This is a genomic window from Maribacter spongiae (assembly GCF_047345125.1).
GTDB lineage: Bacteria > Bacteroidota > Bacteroidia > Flavobacteriales > Flavobacteriaceae > Maribacter.
In genome coordinates this window covers 228,975-246,037 of record NZ_JBLFEQ010000006.1, presented here as the reverse complement: position 1 = coordinate 246,037, position 17,063 = coordinate 228,975, and the positions used below count along the sequence as shown (strand labels likewise).

16 protein-coding genes and 1 pseudogene are annotated in these 17,063 nt (G+C 39.7%); 7 read left to right on the top strand and 10 right to left on the bottom strand.

The genetic code is table 11. From position 1 onward, the window contains the following. Nucleotides 1–80: 80 nt before the first annotated feature. Nucleotides 81–1,751 carry an alkaline phosphatase PafA gene (gene pafA / locus ACKWB9_RS10620; protein ID WP_414002985.1) on the top strand — a complete coding sequence of 557 codons (1,671 nt, stop codon included), beginning with the start codon at nt 81–83 and terminating at the stop codon, nt 1,749–1,751. Between the two features lie 7 nt (nt 1,752–1,758). Beyond that, the gene (murI, locus tag ACKWB9_RS10615) at nt 1,759–2,550 is read left to right on the top strand and encodes a glutamate racemase (protein ID WP_414002984.1); all 792 of its coding nucleotides are present in this window, start codon (nt 1,759–1,761) and stop codon (nt 2,548–2,550) included. On the opposite strand, the gene ACKWB9_RS10610 is transcribed toward murI, so the two are convergent. Continuing rightward, nucleotides 2,547–3,074 (bottom strand): dihydrofolate reductase, encoded by a 528-nt coding sequence (locus tag ACKWB9_RS10610; RefSeq protein ID WP_414002983.1) that lies wholly within the window; start codon nt 3,072–3,074, stop codon nt 2,547–2,549. The two genes, murI and ACKWB9_RS10610, sit on opposite strands and share 4 nt — an antisense overlap. A gap of 114 nt (nt 3,075–3,188) precedes the next feature. Here ACKWB9_RS10610 and ACKWB9_RS10605 point away from each other — a divergent pair, with 114 nt between their 5' ends. Next, complete coding sequence (locus ACKWB9_RS10605; protein ID WP_414002982.1) at nt 3,189–4,274, top strand: aminotransferase class V-fold PLP-dependent enzyme; 1,086 nt, start codon at nt 3,189–3,191, stop codon at nt 4,272–4,274. A gap of 156 nt (nt 4,275–4,430) precedes the next feature. Beyond that, complete coding sequence (locus tag ACKWB9_RS10600; protein WP_414002981.1) at nt 4,431–4,727, top strand: isoamylase early set domain-containing protein; 297 nt, start codon at nt 4,431–4,433, stop codon at nt 4,725–4,727. Nucleotides 4,728–4,801: 74 nt separating this feature from the next. On the opposite strand, the gene ACKWB9_RS10595 is transcribed toward ACKWB9_RS10600, so the two are convergent. From ACKWB9_RS10595 to ACKWB9_RS10555, 9 genes and pseudogenes are all read right to left on the bottom strand, one after another. After that, the gene (locus ACKWB9_RS10595; RefSeq protein ID WP_414002980.1) at nt 4,802–5,083 is read right to left on the bottom strand and encodes a DUF427 domain-containing protein; all 282 of its coding nucleotides are present in this window, start codon (nt 5,081–5,083) and stop codon (nt 4,802–4,804) included. A gap of 20 nt (nt 5,084–5,103) precedes the next feature. Further along, nucleotides 5,104–6,081, bottom strand: coding sequence for an L-histidine N(alpha)-methyltransferase (egtD, locus tag ACKWB9_RS10590; RefSeq protein ID WP_414002979.1), 978 nt, complete (start codon nt 6,079–6,081; stop codon nt 5,104–5,106). A gap of 16 nt (nt 6,082–6,097) precedes the next feature. Continuing rightward, nucleotides 6,098–7,258 carry an ergothioneine biosynthesis protein EgtB gene (gene egtB / locus ACKWB9_RS10585; protein WP_414002978.1) on the bottom strand — a complete coding sequence of 387 codons (1,161 nt, stop codon included), beginning with the start codon at nt 7,256–7,258 and terminating at the stop codon, nt 6,098–6,100. A gap of 71 nt (nt 7,259–7,329) precedes the next feature. Further along, complete coding sequence (locus ACKWB9_RS10580; RefSeq protein ID WP_414002977.1) at nt 7,330–8,184, bottom strand: thymidylate synthase; 855 nt, start codon at nt 8,182–8,184, stop codon at nt 7,330–7,332. 116 nt (nt 8,185–8,300) lie between these two features. Then, nucleotides 8,301–8,513, bottom strand: a pseudogene (locus ACKWB9_RS10575) (four helix bundle protein). A gap of 94 nt (nt 8,514–8,607) precedes the next feature. Continuing rightward, nucleotides 8,608–10,071: a NupC/NupG family nucleoside CNT transporter gene (locus ACKWB9_RS10570; protein ID WP_414002976.1), complete on the bottom strand. Its 1,464-nt coding sequence runs from the start codon at nt 10,069–10,071 to the stop codon at nt 8,608–8,610. Nucleotides 10,072–10,089: 18 nt separating this feature from the next. Next, nucleotides 10,090–10,719, bottom strand: a complete 630-nt coding sequence (locus ACKWB9_RS10565) for a bifunctional nuclease family protein (RefSeq protein ID WP_414002975.1) — start codon at nt 10,717–10,719, stop codon at nt 10,090–10,092. A gap of 86 nt (nt 10,720–10,805) precedes the next feature. Next, nucleotides 10,806–11,774: an electron transfer flavoprotein subunit alpha/FixB family protein gene (locus ACKWB9_RS10560; RefSeq protein ID WP_414002974.1), complete on the bottom strand. Its 969-nt coding sequence runs from the start codon at nt 11,772–11,774 to the stop codon at nt 10,806–10,808. 83 nt (nt 11,775–11,857) lie between these two features. Beyond that, nucleotides 11,858–12,598 (bottom strand): electron transfer flavoprotein subunit beta/FixA family protein, encoded by a 741-nt coding sequence (locus ACKWB9_RS10555; RefSeq protein ID WP_414002973.1) that lies wholly within the window; start codon nt 12,596–12,598, stop codon nt 11,858–11,860. Between the two features lie 174 nt (nt 12,599–12,772). On the opposite strand from ACKWB9_RS10555, the gene ACKWB9_RS10550 reads away from it, so the two are divergent. The 3 genes from ACKWB9_RS10550 to ACKWB9_RS10540 all read left to right on the top strand — a co-directional run bounded on the left by ACKWB9_RS10550 (nt 12,773) and on the right by ACKWB9_RS10540 (nt 16,960). After that, entirely contained in the window at nt 12,773–13,750 is a 978-nt protein-coding gene (locus ACKWB9_RS10550) for a pyruvate dehydrogenase complex E1 component subunit beta (protein ID WP_414002972.1), read from the top strand. Nucleotides 13,751–13,856: 106 nt separating this feature from the next. Then, nucleotides 13,857–16,358: a DUF5686 family protein gene (locus ACKWB9_RS10545; RefSeq protein WP_414002971.1), complete on the top strand. Its 2,502-nt coding sequence runs from the start codon at nt 13,857–13,859 to the stop codon at nt 16,356–16,358. Between the two features lie 74 nt (nt 16,359–16,432). Then, nucleotides 16,433–16,960 (top strand): inorganic diphosphatase, encoded by a 528-nt coding sequence (locus tag ACKWB9_RS10540; protein ID WP_414002970.1) that lies wholly within the window; start codon nt 16,433–16,435, stop codon nt 16,958–16,960. Nucleotides 16,961–17,063: the final 103 nt, after the last annotated feature.

The following is a 17,063-nucleotide window of genomic DNA, read 5'->3' as shown; positions in this document are numbered from 1 at the left end:
CAATAAAGGAATTGATTTGACTTGCAATTAAAGTTTTAAGAGGGATTTTATTTACTTTTACCGTGCTAATATAATAAAGTATGAACCTTAGAGACCAACTCACTTTTACCCTCTTTTTCTTTGTCGTTTTAACCGTTTTTAGAGTAGAGGCCCAAAGGAAGGTCAAACCCGGGGAAGGGGTGGTTTTAAGAACTTCACCTAAATTGGTCGTAGGGATTATAGTGGATCAGATGCGTTATGATTATTTAACCCGTTTCTATGAACACTTTGAGGATGGCGGGTTTAAAAGAATGATCAATGAAGGGTTCAACTGCAAAAACAATCATTTTAATTATGCCCCTACCAGTACGGGACCGGGGCATACCTCCGTATATACCGGAACCACCCCGGCAACTCATGGGATTATTGGGAACAATTGGTACGATAAAAATTCTGATGAAGAGGTCTATTGTGCTTCGGACACTACTTATGTTTCCATAGGAACGATGACTTCGGCTGGGCAGATGTCACCACATAGAATGAACGTCACCACAATTACGGATGAGCTTAGATTGCATACCCAAATGAGGGGGAAGACCATCGCCATTGCCGTTAAAGACCGGGGAGCTATACTTCCGGGTGGCCATACCGCCAATGCCGCTTATTGGTTCCATGGAGGGAATGAAGGTAAATGGGTGAGCAGTTCGTATTATATGGACAGATTACCAAAATGGGTGAATGATTTTAATACCTCGGGAAAGGTTCAATCTTATAAAAAAGCTTGGACCACGTTAAAAGATATTGACACTTATGTTGAAAGTGGATCGGATAATAATGCTTACGAAGGTTTGTTTCAAGGTGAGACTACTCCCACCTTTCCACATAATACATCAAATCTTTTGGACAAGACCAAAGATTACGATCTGATAAAGGGAATACCTTATGGGAATAGTCTGACCATGGATTTCACCATTGAAGCTATTGAAAATGAACAGTTGGGTGTGGATACCGATACCGATTTTTTGGCGGTAAGCTTTTCCAGTACCGATTATGTGGGGCATAAATATGGCGTAAATTCCAAAGAAATACAGGATACGTATTTACGGCTGGATCAGGATCTGGCCCGTTTGTTCAAGACCTTGGATAAAAAAGTAGGAAGAGGGGAATACACCGTTTTTTTAACCGCAGACCATGCGGCTATCGATGTGCCTGCCTATTTAAAAGATCAAAAGATTCCGGCAGGTTATGTGAACGAAGAAACTACGAATGCCAAATTTTCCGAGTTCTTAAAATATACCTATGGTACGGTAGATATTGTAAAAAATTATTCCAATTCCCAATTGTTCTTGGATCATAAGATTATAAAGAATCTGGATTTGGAGCTCAAAGAAGTACAGGAAACCATTGCTGAAGAATTCTTGGGTTATGATTTTGTGGACAGGGTATATACCGGATATCAAATGTGGCAAAATAACTATACAAAGGGAATTCCTTATATTTTGCAGAACGGATATAACCAAAAGCGCTCTGGAGATGTACTATTGGTAGTTAAACCGGGTTTTATAACATATCCCAAAACGGGTTCTACCCATGGGTCTCCCCAGATTTACGATACACATGCCCCTTTACTCTTTTATGGTAAGGGAATACGAAAGGGAAGCACCGTAGAAAGGACCGAGATTCCAGATATTGCTCCAACAGTGGCTTCATTATTGGGAATCGCATTCCCTAGCGGAACTACGGGAAAACCAATTTCTCAAGTATTGGAATAAAAAGATTATGAACGATCATCCAATCGGAATTTTTGATTCAGGAATTGGAGGGACTTCTATTTGGAAAGAGATAGTTGGCCTTTTGCCCTATGAACATACAATTTATCTGGCAGATAGTAAGAACGCTCCTTATGGTGAAAAATCATCCGAGGAAATACTTCGACTCAGTATTAAAAACACGGAACTTCTTCTTGAAAAAAAATGTAAATTGATCGTGGTTGCCTGTAATACGGCTACCACCAATGCGATACAACATTTAAGGAAAACCTATTGTAATATATTTTTTATCGGCATAGAGCCCGCCATTAAGCCCGCGGCCCTGCATACCAAATCGAAAAAGGTAGGCATTTTGGCAACCAAGGGAACTTTAAGCAGTAGTCTTTTTAATAGCACTTCACAATTGCACGCAAACGGTATTGAAGTTATTGAAAGACAAGGAAAAGGACTGGTAGAACTGATAGAAAACGGAGCATTGGAAAATGAAGGGGCACGTGCGCTTTTACAGGAATATCTGAAGCCTATGTTGGATGGGGGAATAGACTATTTGGTTTTAGGGTGTACACATTATCCTTATTTGATTCCATTGATCCGAGAAATAATTCCCGGGAATATAACCATTATAGACTCGGGAGAAGCCGTGGCAAGGCAAACGAAAGCTATTTTAGAAAAAAACGATCTCTTAAATGAAAATGGGATAAAAGGAAATCATGGATTTTATTCTAATCTGGATACTAAAGTATTGAAAGGCATTTTAAAAGATTTTAAGGGAAAGAAGCAAATCCGTTATCTGGATTTCTAATCTATTTGTGGCCTTACATAGGTCAAATAAGTAAAGGCATATTGATGTCGGTCATCTTTTGGATGAAACGTTTCTTGTACCAATTGCCAGTTTTCGTTGTTTATTTTTGGGAAAAAGGTATCCGCTTCTAAGTGGGCATGGACTCGTGTTAATTCAATTTTATCCGCAAATTTTTCACTTTGTCTATAAATTTCGCCCCCGCCAATAATAAACGCATCCTCACCTTCTGCAAGTTGTAAAGCCTTTTTTAAGGAGTGCACTACAATACAGTCATCAAATTCGACCACATATTTTTTACTTCTTGTAATAATAATATGGGTGCGATCGGGCAACGGTTTTGGAAGGCTCTCAAAAGTTTTACGGCCCATGATGATTTTATGTCCCATGGTTATCTTTTTAAATCGCATAAAATCATCGGGGAGATGCCATACTAAATCATTGTCCTTTCCAAGCGCATCGTTTTCGGAAGCTGCGGCTATTATGGTTATTGAGCCTTTGTAGTTTTTTTTGTCCAAATTTTTCACCTTAAATTATTACACGTATTTTGGATTCCGCTGCATCCATTAATAAATATATGGGTGAATGGATATAGCTATCTTTAGTACAAAGATAAACCAATTCAATAGCACCTTTGATCTATGGAAAAGATAAGGAAAGAGTTCCCCGTTTTAAGAAAAGGTATTTATGTTGATACGGCAACTTATGGACCGTTATATGATTCATTGATGAATTGGAGACAGGGGCATGATCTGGATTTTTTAGTGCATGCCAGTGATATGCGTGAAAGATCACTAAAATTGATATCGGATACCCGTTCAACGGTCGGCGATTTTTTCAAATGTAAATGGCAAAACGTTTCCCTTATCAATAATTTTTCTACAGGACTGAATGTCTTGTTAGGAGGAATGGATAAAAAGAAGAAAGTATTGCTTTTGGAGAATGATTATCCATCCGTGAACTGGTCGTTTGAAAATAGGGATTTTAAGATTTCTTACACAAAGGCGGCCAACAATTTGGAAGAACGTTTAAAGGAAATTATTGCCAAAGATCATATAAACGTACTTGCATTGAGCCTAGTACAGTGGGTCGATGGATTTATGGTCGATTTGGGTTTTTTGAAAAATTTGAAAAAAGAACACCCCGATTTAATCATTATCGCGGATGGCACACAATTCTGTGGAACACGAACATTTGACTTTGAAACCTCTGGAATAGATGTTTTGGGAGCAAGTGGCTATAAATGGTTGTTGGCCGGTTATGGTAATGGCTTTATGCTATTCTCCGATCAGGCAAAAGATACTTTTTCTTTGAACTCGATTGGTTTTAACGCTGCAGATGGGAACTTTGATCAAAAAAATGATATAAGGTTCGCCAAGAAATTTGAACCCGGACATCTATCCTGTCTAAATTTTGGAAGTTTAAAATTCTCCTTGGAATATATGAAAAGTATAGGCGTAGAGCGTATTTCCGACCACAGTTTAAAAATTTCGCAATTGGCGAAAGAAACTTTTTCAGAAATGGGACTTTTAAAAGAGACCATAATGCGAAGAAAAGGACATAGTACCATATTTAATATCAAAGGGAATGATCGAATATTCCAACTCTTACGGAATAATAATGTACACTGTGCCCAAAGGGGTGAGGGGATAAGGCTTGGTTTTCATTTTTATAATGAAGAAAGTGATTTAAACGAAATAGTAAGAATCTTAAAAACAGCGTTGTAACGATTGAATACTTTAGATTTTTGATAGGGCGAAATTTACAGTTGTTATTAATTGTTATTAAATTTTTATCAAATTGATAAAAATGATATGAGTCATTGGAAATGAGCTTTTTAATGTATTGCTTTGCTCTAAATTTTAACATTTAAAAAGAAAATCATGGCAATTGCAAAACAATATTTAAAAACCAAGCCTATATGCAAGGTTACTTTTACGGTCCCGGCCGAAGAAGCTGAAAAAGTGGCCGTTGTAGGAGATTTTAATAATTGGAGTTCTGAAGAGAGCACTTTAAAAAAGTTGAAAAACGGCACTTTTAAAGGCACTTTTAATCTTCCAAAAGAGAATTCTTATGAATTTAGATACTTGGTAGATGGTGTTTATATCAACGAATCGGAAGCTGATCGTTATCAATGGAATGATTATGCAGGTTCCGAGAACGCCGTTCTAGAATTATAGTAAGTTCAATAAGGAAATGGATAATGGGGAAATCTAATGAATGATTTCCCCTTTCTTGTTTTTAGGCACAGTAATTACTCTGTAATTTCTACACCTTTCCAAAAGGCGACCCGGCCTTTGATCCCTTTCGCAAGCTCACTTACCTCGGGGTAATACCAGGCGGCATCCTTGTTTTCCGCTCCATTTACCTCCAAACTGTAATATGAAGCCTGCCCTTTCCACGGACAGACGGTATGGCTTGAGCTTTCTTTAAAGTATTCTTTTTTAATACTTTCGGGTGGAAAATAATGATTGTTTTCTACTATTAGCGTATCATCACTTTCGGCAATTATGGTATTGTTCCAGATAGCTTTCATATTTCTGATATGGTTTTGGGTTACGTGCTACTTTTTTTGAATACATAGTTTTTATAGCGATTATCCGTATCGCTAAACTCGGTTACTATTTTTAAATGGGCCTTTTTCGCCAGCCTTGCCACTATTTGGTCGTCATATTTCTGGGAAATTTCAGTGTGTATGGTTTCCCATTGCTTAAAATGCACGTTTAGGTCTATTTTATTGATCCTAACGGATTGCTCTCTTTTAGAGACCAAATAACTTTTGGCGGTTCCGGTTTCCGGATCATATACTTCCCAATGTAGGAAGTCCTCAATATTAAAATCCGCATCCAATTCACTATTGATGCGGGAAAGTAGATTTTTATTGAATGCAGCGGTTATTCCCTGGGCATCATTATAGGCATCTAATATGGTCTGTGGATCTTTCTTTTGATCAAAACCCATAAAAAGCAAATCGTCATCCGTCATGAGTTCCTGGATGCGATTTAAAAAATCTATGGCTTGGTGGTGCAAAAGGTTTCCGATATTGGATCCTAAAAATAGGATTACCTTTCTGGTGCCATTGAGTTTTGCAATGGATTCCAATACTTCAAAATACGTGCCCTGCAATGTTTCTGTCGTCACTTGGGGCAGTTCTTTTTGAATGGAGACATTTAATTGATCTAAGGCGTTTTGACTTATATCAATGGGCAGGTATTTAAAATCGATCTTATTTTCCGATAAATGCCGAAGCAGAATTTTGGTCTTTTTACCATCTCCGGCTCCCAATTCTATTAAATTAAAAGTATTGGGCCCCTTTGAGAACAGTTGGCAGATTTCATGTTGGTACGTTTCCAGAATATCATACTCGCAATTGGTCAGATAATATTCCGGCATGGCCATGATGTCCTGAAAGAGCCGATCCCCTTTTTTATCGTAAAAGTATTTCGAGGATAAGTGTTTGGGAAAGTCGGTCAAGCCTTTATGAACATCTTTTTCAAATTCGGATGTCAGTGGTGGAGAAAGGGTTTTATGCATGTGCGGTTTGTCGGGATTATCTGGCCAACCTTAATCCGGTATATTGCCATCTAAGATTGGGTTGAAAAAAATTACGGTATGTATGGCGTGTATGTTTATTGGGAGTGGCCACGGAACCTCCACGGAGTACTTTTTGGTTTACCATGAACTTGCCGTTGTATTCTCCTAATGCCCCATCTGCTTTTTGATAGTTGGGATAGGGCAAATAGGCACTCTCCGTCCATTCCCATCGCTTTCCCCAGGGGAAATAGGTCTGTGCGGTTTCCCATTCGAATTCTGTGGGCAATCTGAAACCGCTCCATTGGGCAAAGGCAAAGGCCTCAAAATAAGAAATATGGGTGACCGGCATGACCGTATCTAATTTTTGAAGACCGTTCATGGTGTAATGATGCCAATCGTCATCAATTTTATGCCAATATAAAGGGGCTTTAATCTGATTATTATTTACCCAGTCCCATGCTTCGGCATGCCATAGGTCGAACTTTTCATAGCCGCCGGCTTCAATAAAGTTGACGAACTCCGCATTGGTCACCAATTTGTTGGATATTTCATAAGCATGTAAATATACTTTATGCCTTCCCAATTCATTGTCATAACAAAACTCATTGGAACGATGCCCTATTTCATAAACGCCTTCATCTACAGCTATCCATTCCTGTTGGTATTGTTCCGATGGATGTTCTTTAAATGCATCTGAATATTTGGGCAATAGGGGATTGTTCCCCAAAATGTACTTGATATCCGTTAGCAATAGTTCTTGGTGTTGTTTTTCATGGTGGATTCCAATTTCAAGTAAATCATATAAGGATTTGTTCTGATCTATGGAGAATAGAGCTTTCATGGCATCCGTAACATAGTTGCGATAAGCGTACACTTTCTCAACGGACGGTCTGGAGAGATTTCCACGATCGGAACGTACTACTCGCTTCCCGATGGTTTCATAATAGCTATTGAATACATAGGAAAAATCTCCGTCAAAAATTTTATAATCCGGGACGTAAACCTTTAGGATAAATTCCTCAAAAAACCATGTGGTATGCCCCAAGTGCCATTTGGGTGGGGAGACATCCACTATGGGCTGCACCACATAATCTTCAATTTCCAAAGGTTTGCAAAGGGTTTCGGTATAAGCCCGGGTTTCCAGAAAGAAATCCAATAGGGAATCGGTAAGCAACATTACTAACAATTTTATCGTAAGATAAAGAAATAACCGATAGGGCCTTTGATACTATACGGAAATAAATTGCATTAAACCGCAACCACCCCTTTAATATGTGGATGTGGATCGTAATCCACCAATGTAAAGTCCTCGAATTTAAAATCAAGAATGTCTTTCACTTCCGGGTTCAGTATCATTTTGGGCAATGGCCTAAATTCTCTGCTCAATTGAAGCTCAACCTGTTCCATATGGTTGTTATAAATATGTGCGTCTCCAAAAGTATGGATGAAGTCCCCCGCTTCATAGCCGCAGACTTGGGCCATCATCATGGTAAATAATGCATAGGAAGCTATATTGAACGGAACCCCTAAAAATATATCCGCACTTCTTTGGTATAACTGTAATGATAACCTGGGGCGTGCATTTTTGTTTCCTTCTGGTGCCGGTGGACTTACATAAAACTGAAAAAATGCATGGCAGGGGGGTAGGGCAGCCTTCCCATTGGCAACATTTTCCGAAAAAGACTTGGAGGTGTCGGGCAGAACACTGGGGTTCCATGCGGAAACCAACATACGCCTACTGTTGGGGTTGTTTTTTAACGAATGCACAATTTCTTTGATTTGATCAATTTCATCATTGTTCCAGTTCCGCCATTGGTGTCCGTAAACGGGGCCAAGATTTCCCTGCTCATCTGCCCATTCGTTCCAAATACGTACCCCTTTCTCCTGTAGATAGCCAATATTCGTATCGCCCTTTAGAAACCATAGCAATTCATATATGATCGATTTTAAATGCAGTTTTTTTGTAGTGACCATCGGGAAGCCCTTGGAAAGATCAAACCGCATTTGATAACCAAATACACTCTTGGTACCCGTACCCGTACGGTCTCCTTTTTGATTTCCGTTTTCCAGAACATGTTTTAGTAAATCGTGGTATTGTTTCATGGTGGATAAAGTTAAAAGGTAAAGCGTTAAGGGTAAAGGATTGTAACCTATGATTTATTATATTTTATTAACGATGAGATTCGTTTTTGAAGGTTTTGAATCTATTTAATGGTTGTTTATGCAGAAGTTATACTGATAAAATCTAAATCTTCACAAAGAATAATATGAGTTTCCAATTCATAACTGGAGCCAAAACTAATTTGAAGCAAACGGACAAAGTCTTTTTGGGAATATTATGCACAACCCTCTGTAATATTCGCCGGAATGGATATAGCACATCTATTTATTTGCGATACAGGGCCAAATTTTTCTGAGGCGGCAGCGAAGATGTGGGAGCATAGATTTCTTTTACTAAGGCTCGGGCATCTGTCCAGACTTCAAGTTCCCTAAAATTTCTCATGATTATTTTTTAGACCTTCACCCTTATCCTAAAATCATTCCCGCCATGGTGGCTGAAAGTAAAGAGGCCAATGAACCGCCCAGAACCGCCTTCATTCCGAATTCCGAAAGTGTTTTCCGTTGCCCCGGGGCCAATGAACCTATTCCTCCAATTTGAATACCGATGGAAGCAAAATTGGCAAATCCGCAGAGCATATACGTAGCCATAATTACCGATTTGTTGTAGGTAAAGTGCGTGGAACTGGCCATGTTTTTAAGCTCCGCCAATTGGGAATAACCTATGAATTCACTAGCGGCCAGTTTAATGCCCAAGAGTTGTCCCATAAGCATCACATCATTGTCATTAACACCTATTAACCACATTAATGGGGCAAAAATGGTCCCTAAAATGCTCTCTAGCGATAGTTTTTCATATACGGAATTGCCTGCGATCCATGAATTAACGGACCCTATTTCCCCTATTAATTCCAGACCTCCGTTGATCATCGCTATGAAAGCTATAAAAATCAAGAGCATGGCACCTACGTTTATGGCCAATTTTAAACCTTCTGATGTGCCATTGGAAATAGCGTCCAAAACATTGCTCCCTATTTTTGCATTGGAAATTTTGACCTTACTGTTTATGGCCTCGGTTTGCGGGTATAAAATTTTGGATATTACCACCGCTCCGGGTGCGGCCATGACCGATGCGGCTATTAGGTGCCGGGCAAATTCCAATCTGAGAACCGGGTCGTTTCCCCCAAGAAATCCTATGTAGGCCGCAAGTACGCCACCGGCTACCGTGGCCATACCTCCGATCATGACCAAAAGGATTTCGGATTTGTTCATTTTTTCCAGATAAGCCTTTATAAGCAAAGGTGCCTCGGTTTGCCCTAAAAATATGTTCCCGGCAACGGAAAGGCTTTCCGCCCCCGAAATACCAAAAGCTTTGGTCAATAACCAGGCCAGGGCCTTTACTACTTTTTGAATAATGCCAAAATAGTAGAGAACGGAAGTGAGCGCCGAGAAGAATATTATTGTCGGTAAAATTTGAAAAGCAAAAACATAACCGATGCTGGGGTCATCTAAATTTAGGAGATTGCCAAATATGAATTTACTGCCCGATAGTGTAAAATTTAATATTTCATTAAAGAATTTGCCCAAAATATCAAAAAACCACTTTACGGCCTTGACCTTAAGGATTCCAATAGCCAAGATCAACTGAATTCCGATACCTATACCGACAGTTTTCCAATTGATCGCTTTTCTATTGGCACTGAACAAGTAGGCTAATAAGAGTAATACGAGCATGCCAAGGGCACCTCTCCAAAGGCTGTTGAGGGAAAACCCTTCGTTGGGGATGATCTTTGGAACTTCGGACTGGGAAATATCGTTGACAATAGTAGTGTCAATAATATTTTCAATGGTTTGTGAGGTAATAGTGCCCTGGGAAGACACGCTTATGGCAATAAGCGCAATAATCAATGAGAGCGCTATTTTTTTATTCATATTGGAGGGGTTGATCCATCAGTTTCTTTTGGATATTTCATCCCTTAGTTTGGCCGCTTTTTCATAGTCTTCGTTATTTACGGCCTTCTTGAGTTCTAGCTCCAACTCTTCAACGGTTAGTTCCGTGTAACCGTCCGAAGCCCCGGATTCTATCTCTACCGTTTCTCCCTCCTGAAGAATTTCATCTACCATAATACTGCCTTCGCCATCCTTTTTTTCTTTGTCCTTGGATGAAAATTTCAGGAAAATACCGGCTTTGTCCAGAATAGTCTTATAGGTAAAGATGGGGGCATTAAAACGAAGGGCCAGGGCTATGGCGTCACTGGTCCGGGCATCTACAATTTCTTCAATACCGTCCCGTTCGCAAATAATACTTGAATAAAACACACCATCGACCAATTTATGGATAATCACTTGTTTGATGATGATATCAAAACGATCCGAAAAATTCTTGAAAAGATCATGGGTCAATGGCCTTGGGGGCTTTATTTCTTTCTCCAATGCAATAGCAATGGACTGCGCTTCAAAAGCACCAATGACGATAGGTAGTTTTCGATCTCCTTCTACTTCATTCAAAATAAGGGCATAAGCACCGTTTTGTGTTTGGCTATAGGAAATCCCCTTTATTTTTAATCGTACTAAACTCATGTGGGTCATATAAAATAGAAAGGGCTGTTCAAACCATTGGGACGCCAACTATTTGAACAGCCCTTTCGGGCACAAATTAACAAAAATTAGCTGTTCTGGGCTTTAAATTCCTTTAATTTTTCGATCAGTTGGGGTACTACTTCAAAAGCATCTCCCACAATACCATAATCGGCTGCCTTAAAGAAAGGCGCTTCTGGATCGGTATTGATCACTACCTTGGTTTTGGAGGCACTTACACCGGCCAAATGTTGAATGGCTCCTGAAATACCTATGGCAATATATAAATTGCTGGCCACCGGTTTTCCGGTTTGGCCTACATGCTCTCCGTGTGGTCTCCAACCCAGATCGGAAACTGGTTTGGAACAGGCAGTGGCCGCGCCAAGTACACCTGCAAGCTCTTCTATCATGTCCCAATTTTCAGGACCTTTAAGCCCGCGTCCGGCGGAAACGACGATATCGGCATCCGCAATGGTGGCTTTCCCCGTTACTTTATCGATATCCGCGGATTTAGTATTGAAAATTGCATCCTCCAGAGATACATCAAAATCTTCAATTGCGACTTCGGTTTTATTTTCAACGATGCCAAAGGCATTGTTGGAAACCCCTATTACCTTAATATCCGTAGCTATTTGGGTATAGGCAAAACCTTTATTGCTGAATGCGGTGCGTTTTACCGTAAATGGGGTTATGCTCTCGGGAGTGGCGACAACGTTGGGAACGTATCCCGCTTTTAAGGAAGCCGCTAAAAGTGGTGCCATGTATTTGGTGTCCGCACTGGAACTTACAATTATGAGAGTGGCACTTTCGTGTTCCACGGCCTTGGCTACGGCCTTGGCATATCCGCTGGCATTAAAAACGTTAAGGGCATCGTTTTGTATATTCAAAACTTTTGAAATACCGTAATTTCCAAGTTCCTCATTTTCACTGGAATTAATGGATATAGCCGTAACGGAAGTTTCCATTTGTCGGGCAACTTCGGTCGCATAAGAGGCAACCTCAAAAGCATTTTTTTTAAATTTTCCGTTTTCGGACTCTGTATATACTAATACTGACATAATATTTTTAATTTCAAATTAATCCCCATAACCATCTGAGGGCAAAAATGGTTTTCTTGAATCTGCTGCTTTTATTTTGATAATTAGATGACCTTGGCTTCGTTATGTAAAAGATCGATCAATTCGGTTACATTATCGGCCAATTTTACAGCTCCTTTTGGTGCGGGCTTTTCAAACTTTACATCTTCGGTAGCCTTTGTAGCCTCAATAGGTTCTATAACGTTCAGTTTCTTTTGGCGGGCCATCATGATACCTCGCATATTCGGGATTCGCAGGTCACTTTCTTCAACCAGTCCCTTTTGTCCCCCAATAACCAGGGGCAGGGAAGTGTTCAAGGTCTCTTTTCCGCCGTCGATCTCCCGAACAGCTTTGACATTGGTGCCTTCGACCTCCAGATTTATACAAGTATTTACAAAATTCATATCCAACAGGGATGCCATTATACCGGGTACCATACTGCCATTATAATCTATGGATTCACGACCGCCAATAACCAGGTCATAACTTCCATTTTTTACAACGTCCGCTAATTGTGTCGCCACAAAAAAACCATCCACTGGTTCGGCATTTACCCTAATGCCCTCATCCGCACCAATGGCCAACGCCTTTCTCATGGTGGGTTCAACGGCAGGGCCTCCCACCGTGGCCACATGCACTGTTGCCCCCTGTTTTTCCTTGAACCACATGGCCCTGGTCAAACCAAATTCGTCATTCGGATTAATTACGAATTGTACGCCATTGGTATCAAATTTTGTGTTGTCCTCCGTAAAATTTATTTTGGAAGTGGTATCTGGGACACTGCTTATACAAACTAATATTTTCATTTATTCATCGCCTTTTAAATACTGGCTACGAAGATAGCTATATTATTTATAAATTTATTATGCATGCATAATAAATTTATAACTTTTTTTGATTCTCCCATTGGATTTTTTGACATATAATTTCCTATTTTTGCTTGCTTTCACGGCAAGAACAAAGACTAATTTATCATTCAGATGAAAACGATACAATTTAGAGAGGCAATAGCGGAAGCAATGTCCGAAGAAATGCGCAGGGACGAATCCATTTACCTGATGGGGGAAGAAGTAGCGGAATACAATGGAGCGTATAAGGCCTCTAAGGGAATGTTGGATGAATTTGGTGCAAAACGGGTTATAGATACTCCTATTTCCGAACTTGGTTTTGCGGGAATAGGAGTGGGTTCTACCATGACGGGAAATAGGCCGATCATCGAATTCATGACCTTTAACTTTGCTTTGGTCGGTATAGACCAGATTATCAATAATGCGGCAAAGATTAGGCAAATGTCCGGAGGGCAATTTCCGTGTCCTATAGTTTTTAGGGGGCCAACCGCATCTGCGGGTCAATTGGCGGCAACGCACTCCCAGGCCTTTGAGAGTTGGTATGCCAACTGTCCGGGACTCAAGGTTGTGGTGCCATCCAATCCGGCCGATGCCAAGGGGCTTTTAAAATCCGCCATTCGTGATGATGATCCGGTAATTTTTATGGAATCCGAACAGATGTACGGGGATAAAGGTGAAGTTCCGGAAGGGGAATATACCATTCCGTTGGGTGTGGCCGATATCCGTAGGGAAGGAAAAGATGTGACCCTGGTTTCTTTTGGAAAAATTATAAAAGAAGCGGATAAGGCCGCCGATGAGTTGCAGAAGGAAGGTATTAGTTGTGAGATTATAGATTTACGCACGGTTAAGCCAATGGATTATGAAGCCATTCTTACATCGGTAAAAAAGACCAATAGATTGGTCGTTTTGGAGGAGGCTTGGCCTTTTGGAAATGTAGCTACAGAAATCACCTATCATATTCAAAGACACGCTTTTGATTATTTGGACGCACCTATTGTAAAAATAAATACGGCCGATACCCCGGCTCCTTATTCTCCGGTACTGTTGCAGGAGTGGTTGCCAAACTATAATGATGTGATCAAAGCCGTTAAAAAAGTGTTATATAAATAAAAGTATCCTTTTGTAAAAGTATCTTAGCTTCTTCGACCAAGGTGGGGGGAGCTTTTTTATTGGTACATTATTTGTGATAGGACTTCCTGAGAATACATCGTCATTCATGAAACGAATCTTTTTTTTCTTTTTTCTTTTTTCGATATGTTTTTTAAATGCACAGACCAAAGTGGATGGCATTGTGGTAGATCGGTCCGGTGAACCCGTGGCTTTTGCCAATATATTGTTTGAAAACTCTACGGAGGGGACAATTACCGATGATAATGGTAGATTTTATCTGGAGTCTGAAAGCACGTATAAAACGTTGTTGGTTTCCTTTATTGGATATGAAAATAAGTCCATAAACCTTAGTTCAAAGGTTACGTATGGAATGCAAATTACACTTCAAGAAGCCACGGAACAGCTTAATGAAGTGGTGTTGATTTCTGGAAAGCAATCCAAAAAGAACAACCCTGCAGTGGATATCCTTAGAAAAATATGGGCAAAAAAACGAGAGAACGGTGTACGAAAGTTTAAACAATATGCTTTTGATAAATACGAAAAAATAGAGTTTGACCTCAATACGATAGATAGTGCCTTAATGAAACGGAAAATCTTTAAGGGGTTGGAGTTCGTTTTTCAAGATCTGGATACCTCCCGGATTACCGGTAAGACCTATCTCCCTATTTTTTTAAATGAAACTTTTTCCAAAGTGAACGGAGATAACTTGTTAAAGGAAGAGAAGGAAGAGGTTTTAGGCGTGAAAAACTCTGGCTTTGATAACAATCAGGCTATTTTGGCATTCGTTTCCGATCTCTATCAGGATTATGACATTTATGAAAATTACCTGAAGTTCTTTGATAAAAGTTTTACCAGTCCTTTATCAAAGACGGGAATAGATACTTATAACTACGCTCTGCGCGATAGTGCTTTCATAGATAATAAATGGTGTTATAACATTGTGTACTATCCAAGACGTAAAAACGAACTTACGTTTAAAGGTGATTTTTGGGTGAACGATTCTACGTATGCCATAAAGAACATTAATTTGGAAGTTACTAAGAGCGCCAATCTCAATTGGGTGAAAGAGCTGTATATAGAACAGGATTTTCAGGTGATGAACGATTCCGTTTTTCTACTAAAGCGGGATTATTTGTTGAGTGATTTCAGTTTTCGAAAAAAAGAAAAATCCAAGGGGATTTACGGAAAAAGAACAACGGTGTATGATAGGTATACTTTTGATAAGGAAAAACCAAAGGATTTTTACAAAGCGGATAAAAACCCCTACGATCTACAGTATACCATAAAAGATGATGCTTTTTGGGCAGAAAATCGTCTGGAGTCCTTAAATAAGGACGAGACCGGTATCTATAAGCTTTTAGATACCTTAAAGACCGTCCCTAAGTTCAAGACCTATTACAATTTGGTAAGCATTTTGGCCTCCGGTTATGTAGAAATAGACAAATGGAATTTAGATCTTGGTTCTATCTATAGCGTGGTCGGTTTTAATAATGCGGAAGGGCCACGGGTACGTTTGGGTGCCAGAACTTATTTTGGTCAAAATGATCCGTGGCGTATAGAGGGGTATACTGCCTATGGTTTTAAGGACAGTAAATTTAAATACGGTATTTCGGGTAAATTTTTACTGGATAAAAATAGTCGTTTGATCCTTTCAGGAGGGAATAGGAGGGATATAGAGCAATTGGGCGGAAGCCTTACCGCTACCAATGATGTGTTAGGGAGAAGCGTTGCCTCGTCATCTTTGGTTACAGTGGGTGCTAACAATAGGCTGACGAATATTAATCTGAGTGCGCTGAACATTGAAATAGAGCCTTTGACCAATTTTAGAATTGGTTTGGGAAGTACTTTTCGTACCCTGAGTTCCGCATTGCCACAGGATTTTAGCTTGGATTATGTTTCCCCCGAATCCCCTACGGGAATAGCTTCGGAAATACGACAATTCGATGTCAACGGGCTTTTAATTTATACCCCCGGTAAAAAGACCATTGGTAATGGTGTTGAGCGGGTCAACGTCAATGATAATTACAGCACCTTGCTGGTGAGTTACACTAAAGGTATAGAAGGTTTTTTAGATAGCGATTTTAGTTATGACAAGTTACAGTTTTCCTACAGCCAACCATGGCAGATCGGTGGATTTGGCAGGTTGTTCAGTACCTTGGAGGTAGGTAAGACCTTTGGTGATGTACCCTTGGGGCTTTTAAGTGTAGTACCGGGGAATCAAACGGTTTTCTCCAATTATGGCACATTCCACAATCTCGATTTTTATGAATTTGTAACGGATACCTATTTGTCATTGCATTTGCAGCATAATTTTAACGGTAGGTTATTCTCTCGAATCCCCTGGTTACGTAAATTAAACCTTAGGGAGATAGTTGGGTTAAGAGGTGTATGGGGGAATCTTTCGGATTCCAATATTGCCTTGAATGCCCCTGCATCCATAATTACTCCGCTTCAGGCACCGTCCGATAATATATATTATGAATATTCTTTTGGTATAGGCAATATCTTTAAAATCTTCCGTATCGATTTTAATTTTAGGGGGAATTATCTGGATAATCCGAATGCCAGACCCTTTGGTGTCACCGGAACTTTTGGATTTAGTTTTTAATTCGAATAATTCATGCAATTTCCAAAATACTTTAACGTTTCTCTACGTAAATTTGCCAATCTAAAATTGAATATATGCCTGATAAGCAAGAAGTGACATTTGATGTGTTGATAGAAATTCCAAAAGGTAGTAGGAATAAATATGAATACGATTTTACCCTGCATAAGATACGCTTTGATCGAACGTTGTTTTCATCTATGATGTATCCGGGAGATTATGGCTTTGTGCCGGAAACCTTAGCGTTGGACAAGGATCCGTTGGACGTTTTGGTTTTGGGAACGGAACCAACATACCCTATGGTAGTTATGGAGGTAAAGCCCATTGGCGTATTTCATATGACCGATGAAAAGGGCCCCGATGAGAAAATTATCTGTGTACCCGTTTCGGATCCCGTATGGAGCATGAGAAACGATATAAGCGATTTAAATCCGCACCGACTTAAGGAAATAGAGCATTTTTTTCAGGTTTATAAGGATTTGGAAAAGAAAAAAGTAGATACCGGCGGTTGGGGCAATGCTCCAGAGGCAATAGACATCTATCACCAATGCGTAAAAAGATACGAGGAAAGTGAACATAAAAAGAAACGTACCTTCACAATTTAAAGAACTGATATTTATAGTTTAAAACCACACTGGGTATTCTCTCAGGGTGGTTTTTTTTATTCTGTTCTATTTTATTACATTAGCTGCCGTTAAAAAAAACTAT

Coding starts and splice junctions, on each gene's coding strand:
- egtB (WP_414002978.1), bottom strand. CDS start 7,258: ATGTTGCTTACCGATTCCCTATTGGATTTCTTTCTGGAAACCCGGGCT.
- ACKWB9_RS10540 (WP_414002970.1), top strand. CDS start 16,433: ATGCCTGATAAGCAAGAAGTGACATTTGATGTGTTGATAGAAATTCCA.
- ACKWB9_RS10560 (WP_414002974.1), bottom strand. CDS start 11,774: ATGTCAGTATTAGTATATACAGAGTCCGAAAACGGAAAATTTAAAAAA.
- ACKWB9_RS10605 (WP_414002982.1), top strand. CDS start 3,189: ATGGAAAAGATAAGGAAAGAGTTCCCCGTTTTAAGAAAAGGTATTTAT.
- murI (WP_414002984.1), top strand. CDS start 1,759: ATGAACGATCATCCAATCGGAATTTTTGATTCAGGAATTGGAGGGACT.
- ACKWB9_RS10600 (WP_414002981.1), top strand. CDS start 4,431: ATGGCAATTGCAAAACAATATTTAAAAACCAAGCCTATATGCAAGGTT.
- ACKWB9_RS10580 (WP_414002977.1), bottom strand. CDS start 8,184: ATGAAACAATACCACGATTTACTAAAACATGTTCTGGAAAACGGAAAT.
- ACKWB9_RS10595 (WP_414002980.1), bottom strand. CDS start 5,083: ATGAAAGCTATCTGGAACAATACCATAATTGCCGAAAGTGATGATACG.
- pafA (WP_414002985.1), top strand. CDS start 81: ATGAACCTTAGAGACCAACTCACTTTTACCCTCTTTTTCTTTGTCGTT.
- ACKWB9_RS10545 (WP_414002971.1), top strand. CDS start 13,857: ATGAAACGAATCTTTTTTTTCTTTTTTCTTTTTTCGATATGTTTTTTA.
- egtD (WP_414002979.1), bottom strand. CDS start 6,081: ATGCATAAAACCCTTTCTCCACCACTGACATCCGAATTTGAAAAAGAT.
- ACKWB9_RS10555 (WP_414002973.1), bottom strand. CDS start 12,598: ATGAAAATATTAGTTTGTATAAGCAGTGTCCCAGATACCACTTCCAAA.
- ACKWB9_RS10550 (WP_414002972.1), top strand. CDS start 12,773: ATGAAAACGATACAATTTAGAGAGGCAATAGCGGAAGCAATGTCCGAA.
- ACKWB9_RS10565 (WP_414002975.1), bottom strand. CDS start 10,719: ATGAGTTTAGTACGATTAAAAATAAAGGGGATTTCCTATAGCCAAACA.
- ACKWB9_RS10570 (WP_414002976.1), bottom strand. CDS start 10,071: ATGAATAAAAAAATAGCGCTCTCATTGATTATTGCGCTTATTGCCATA.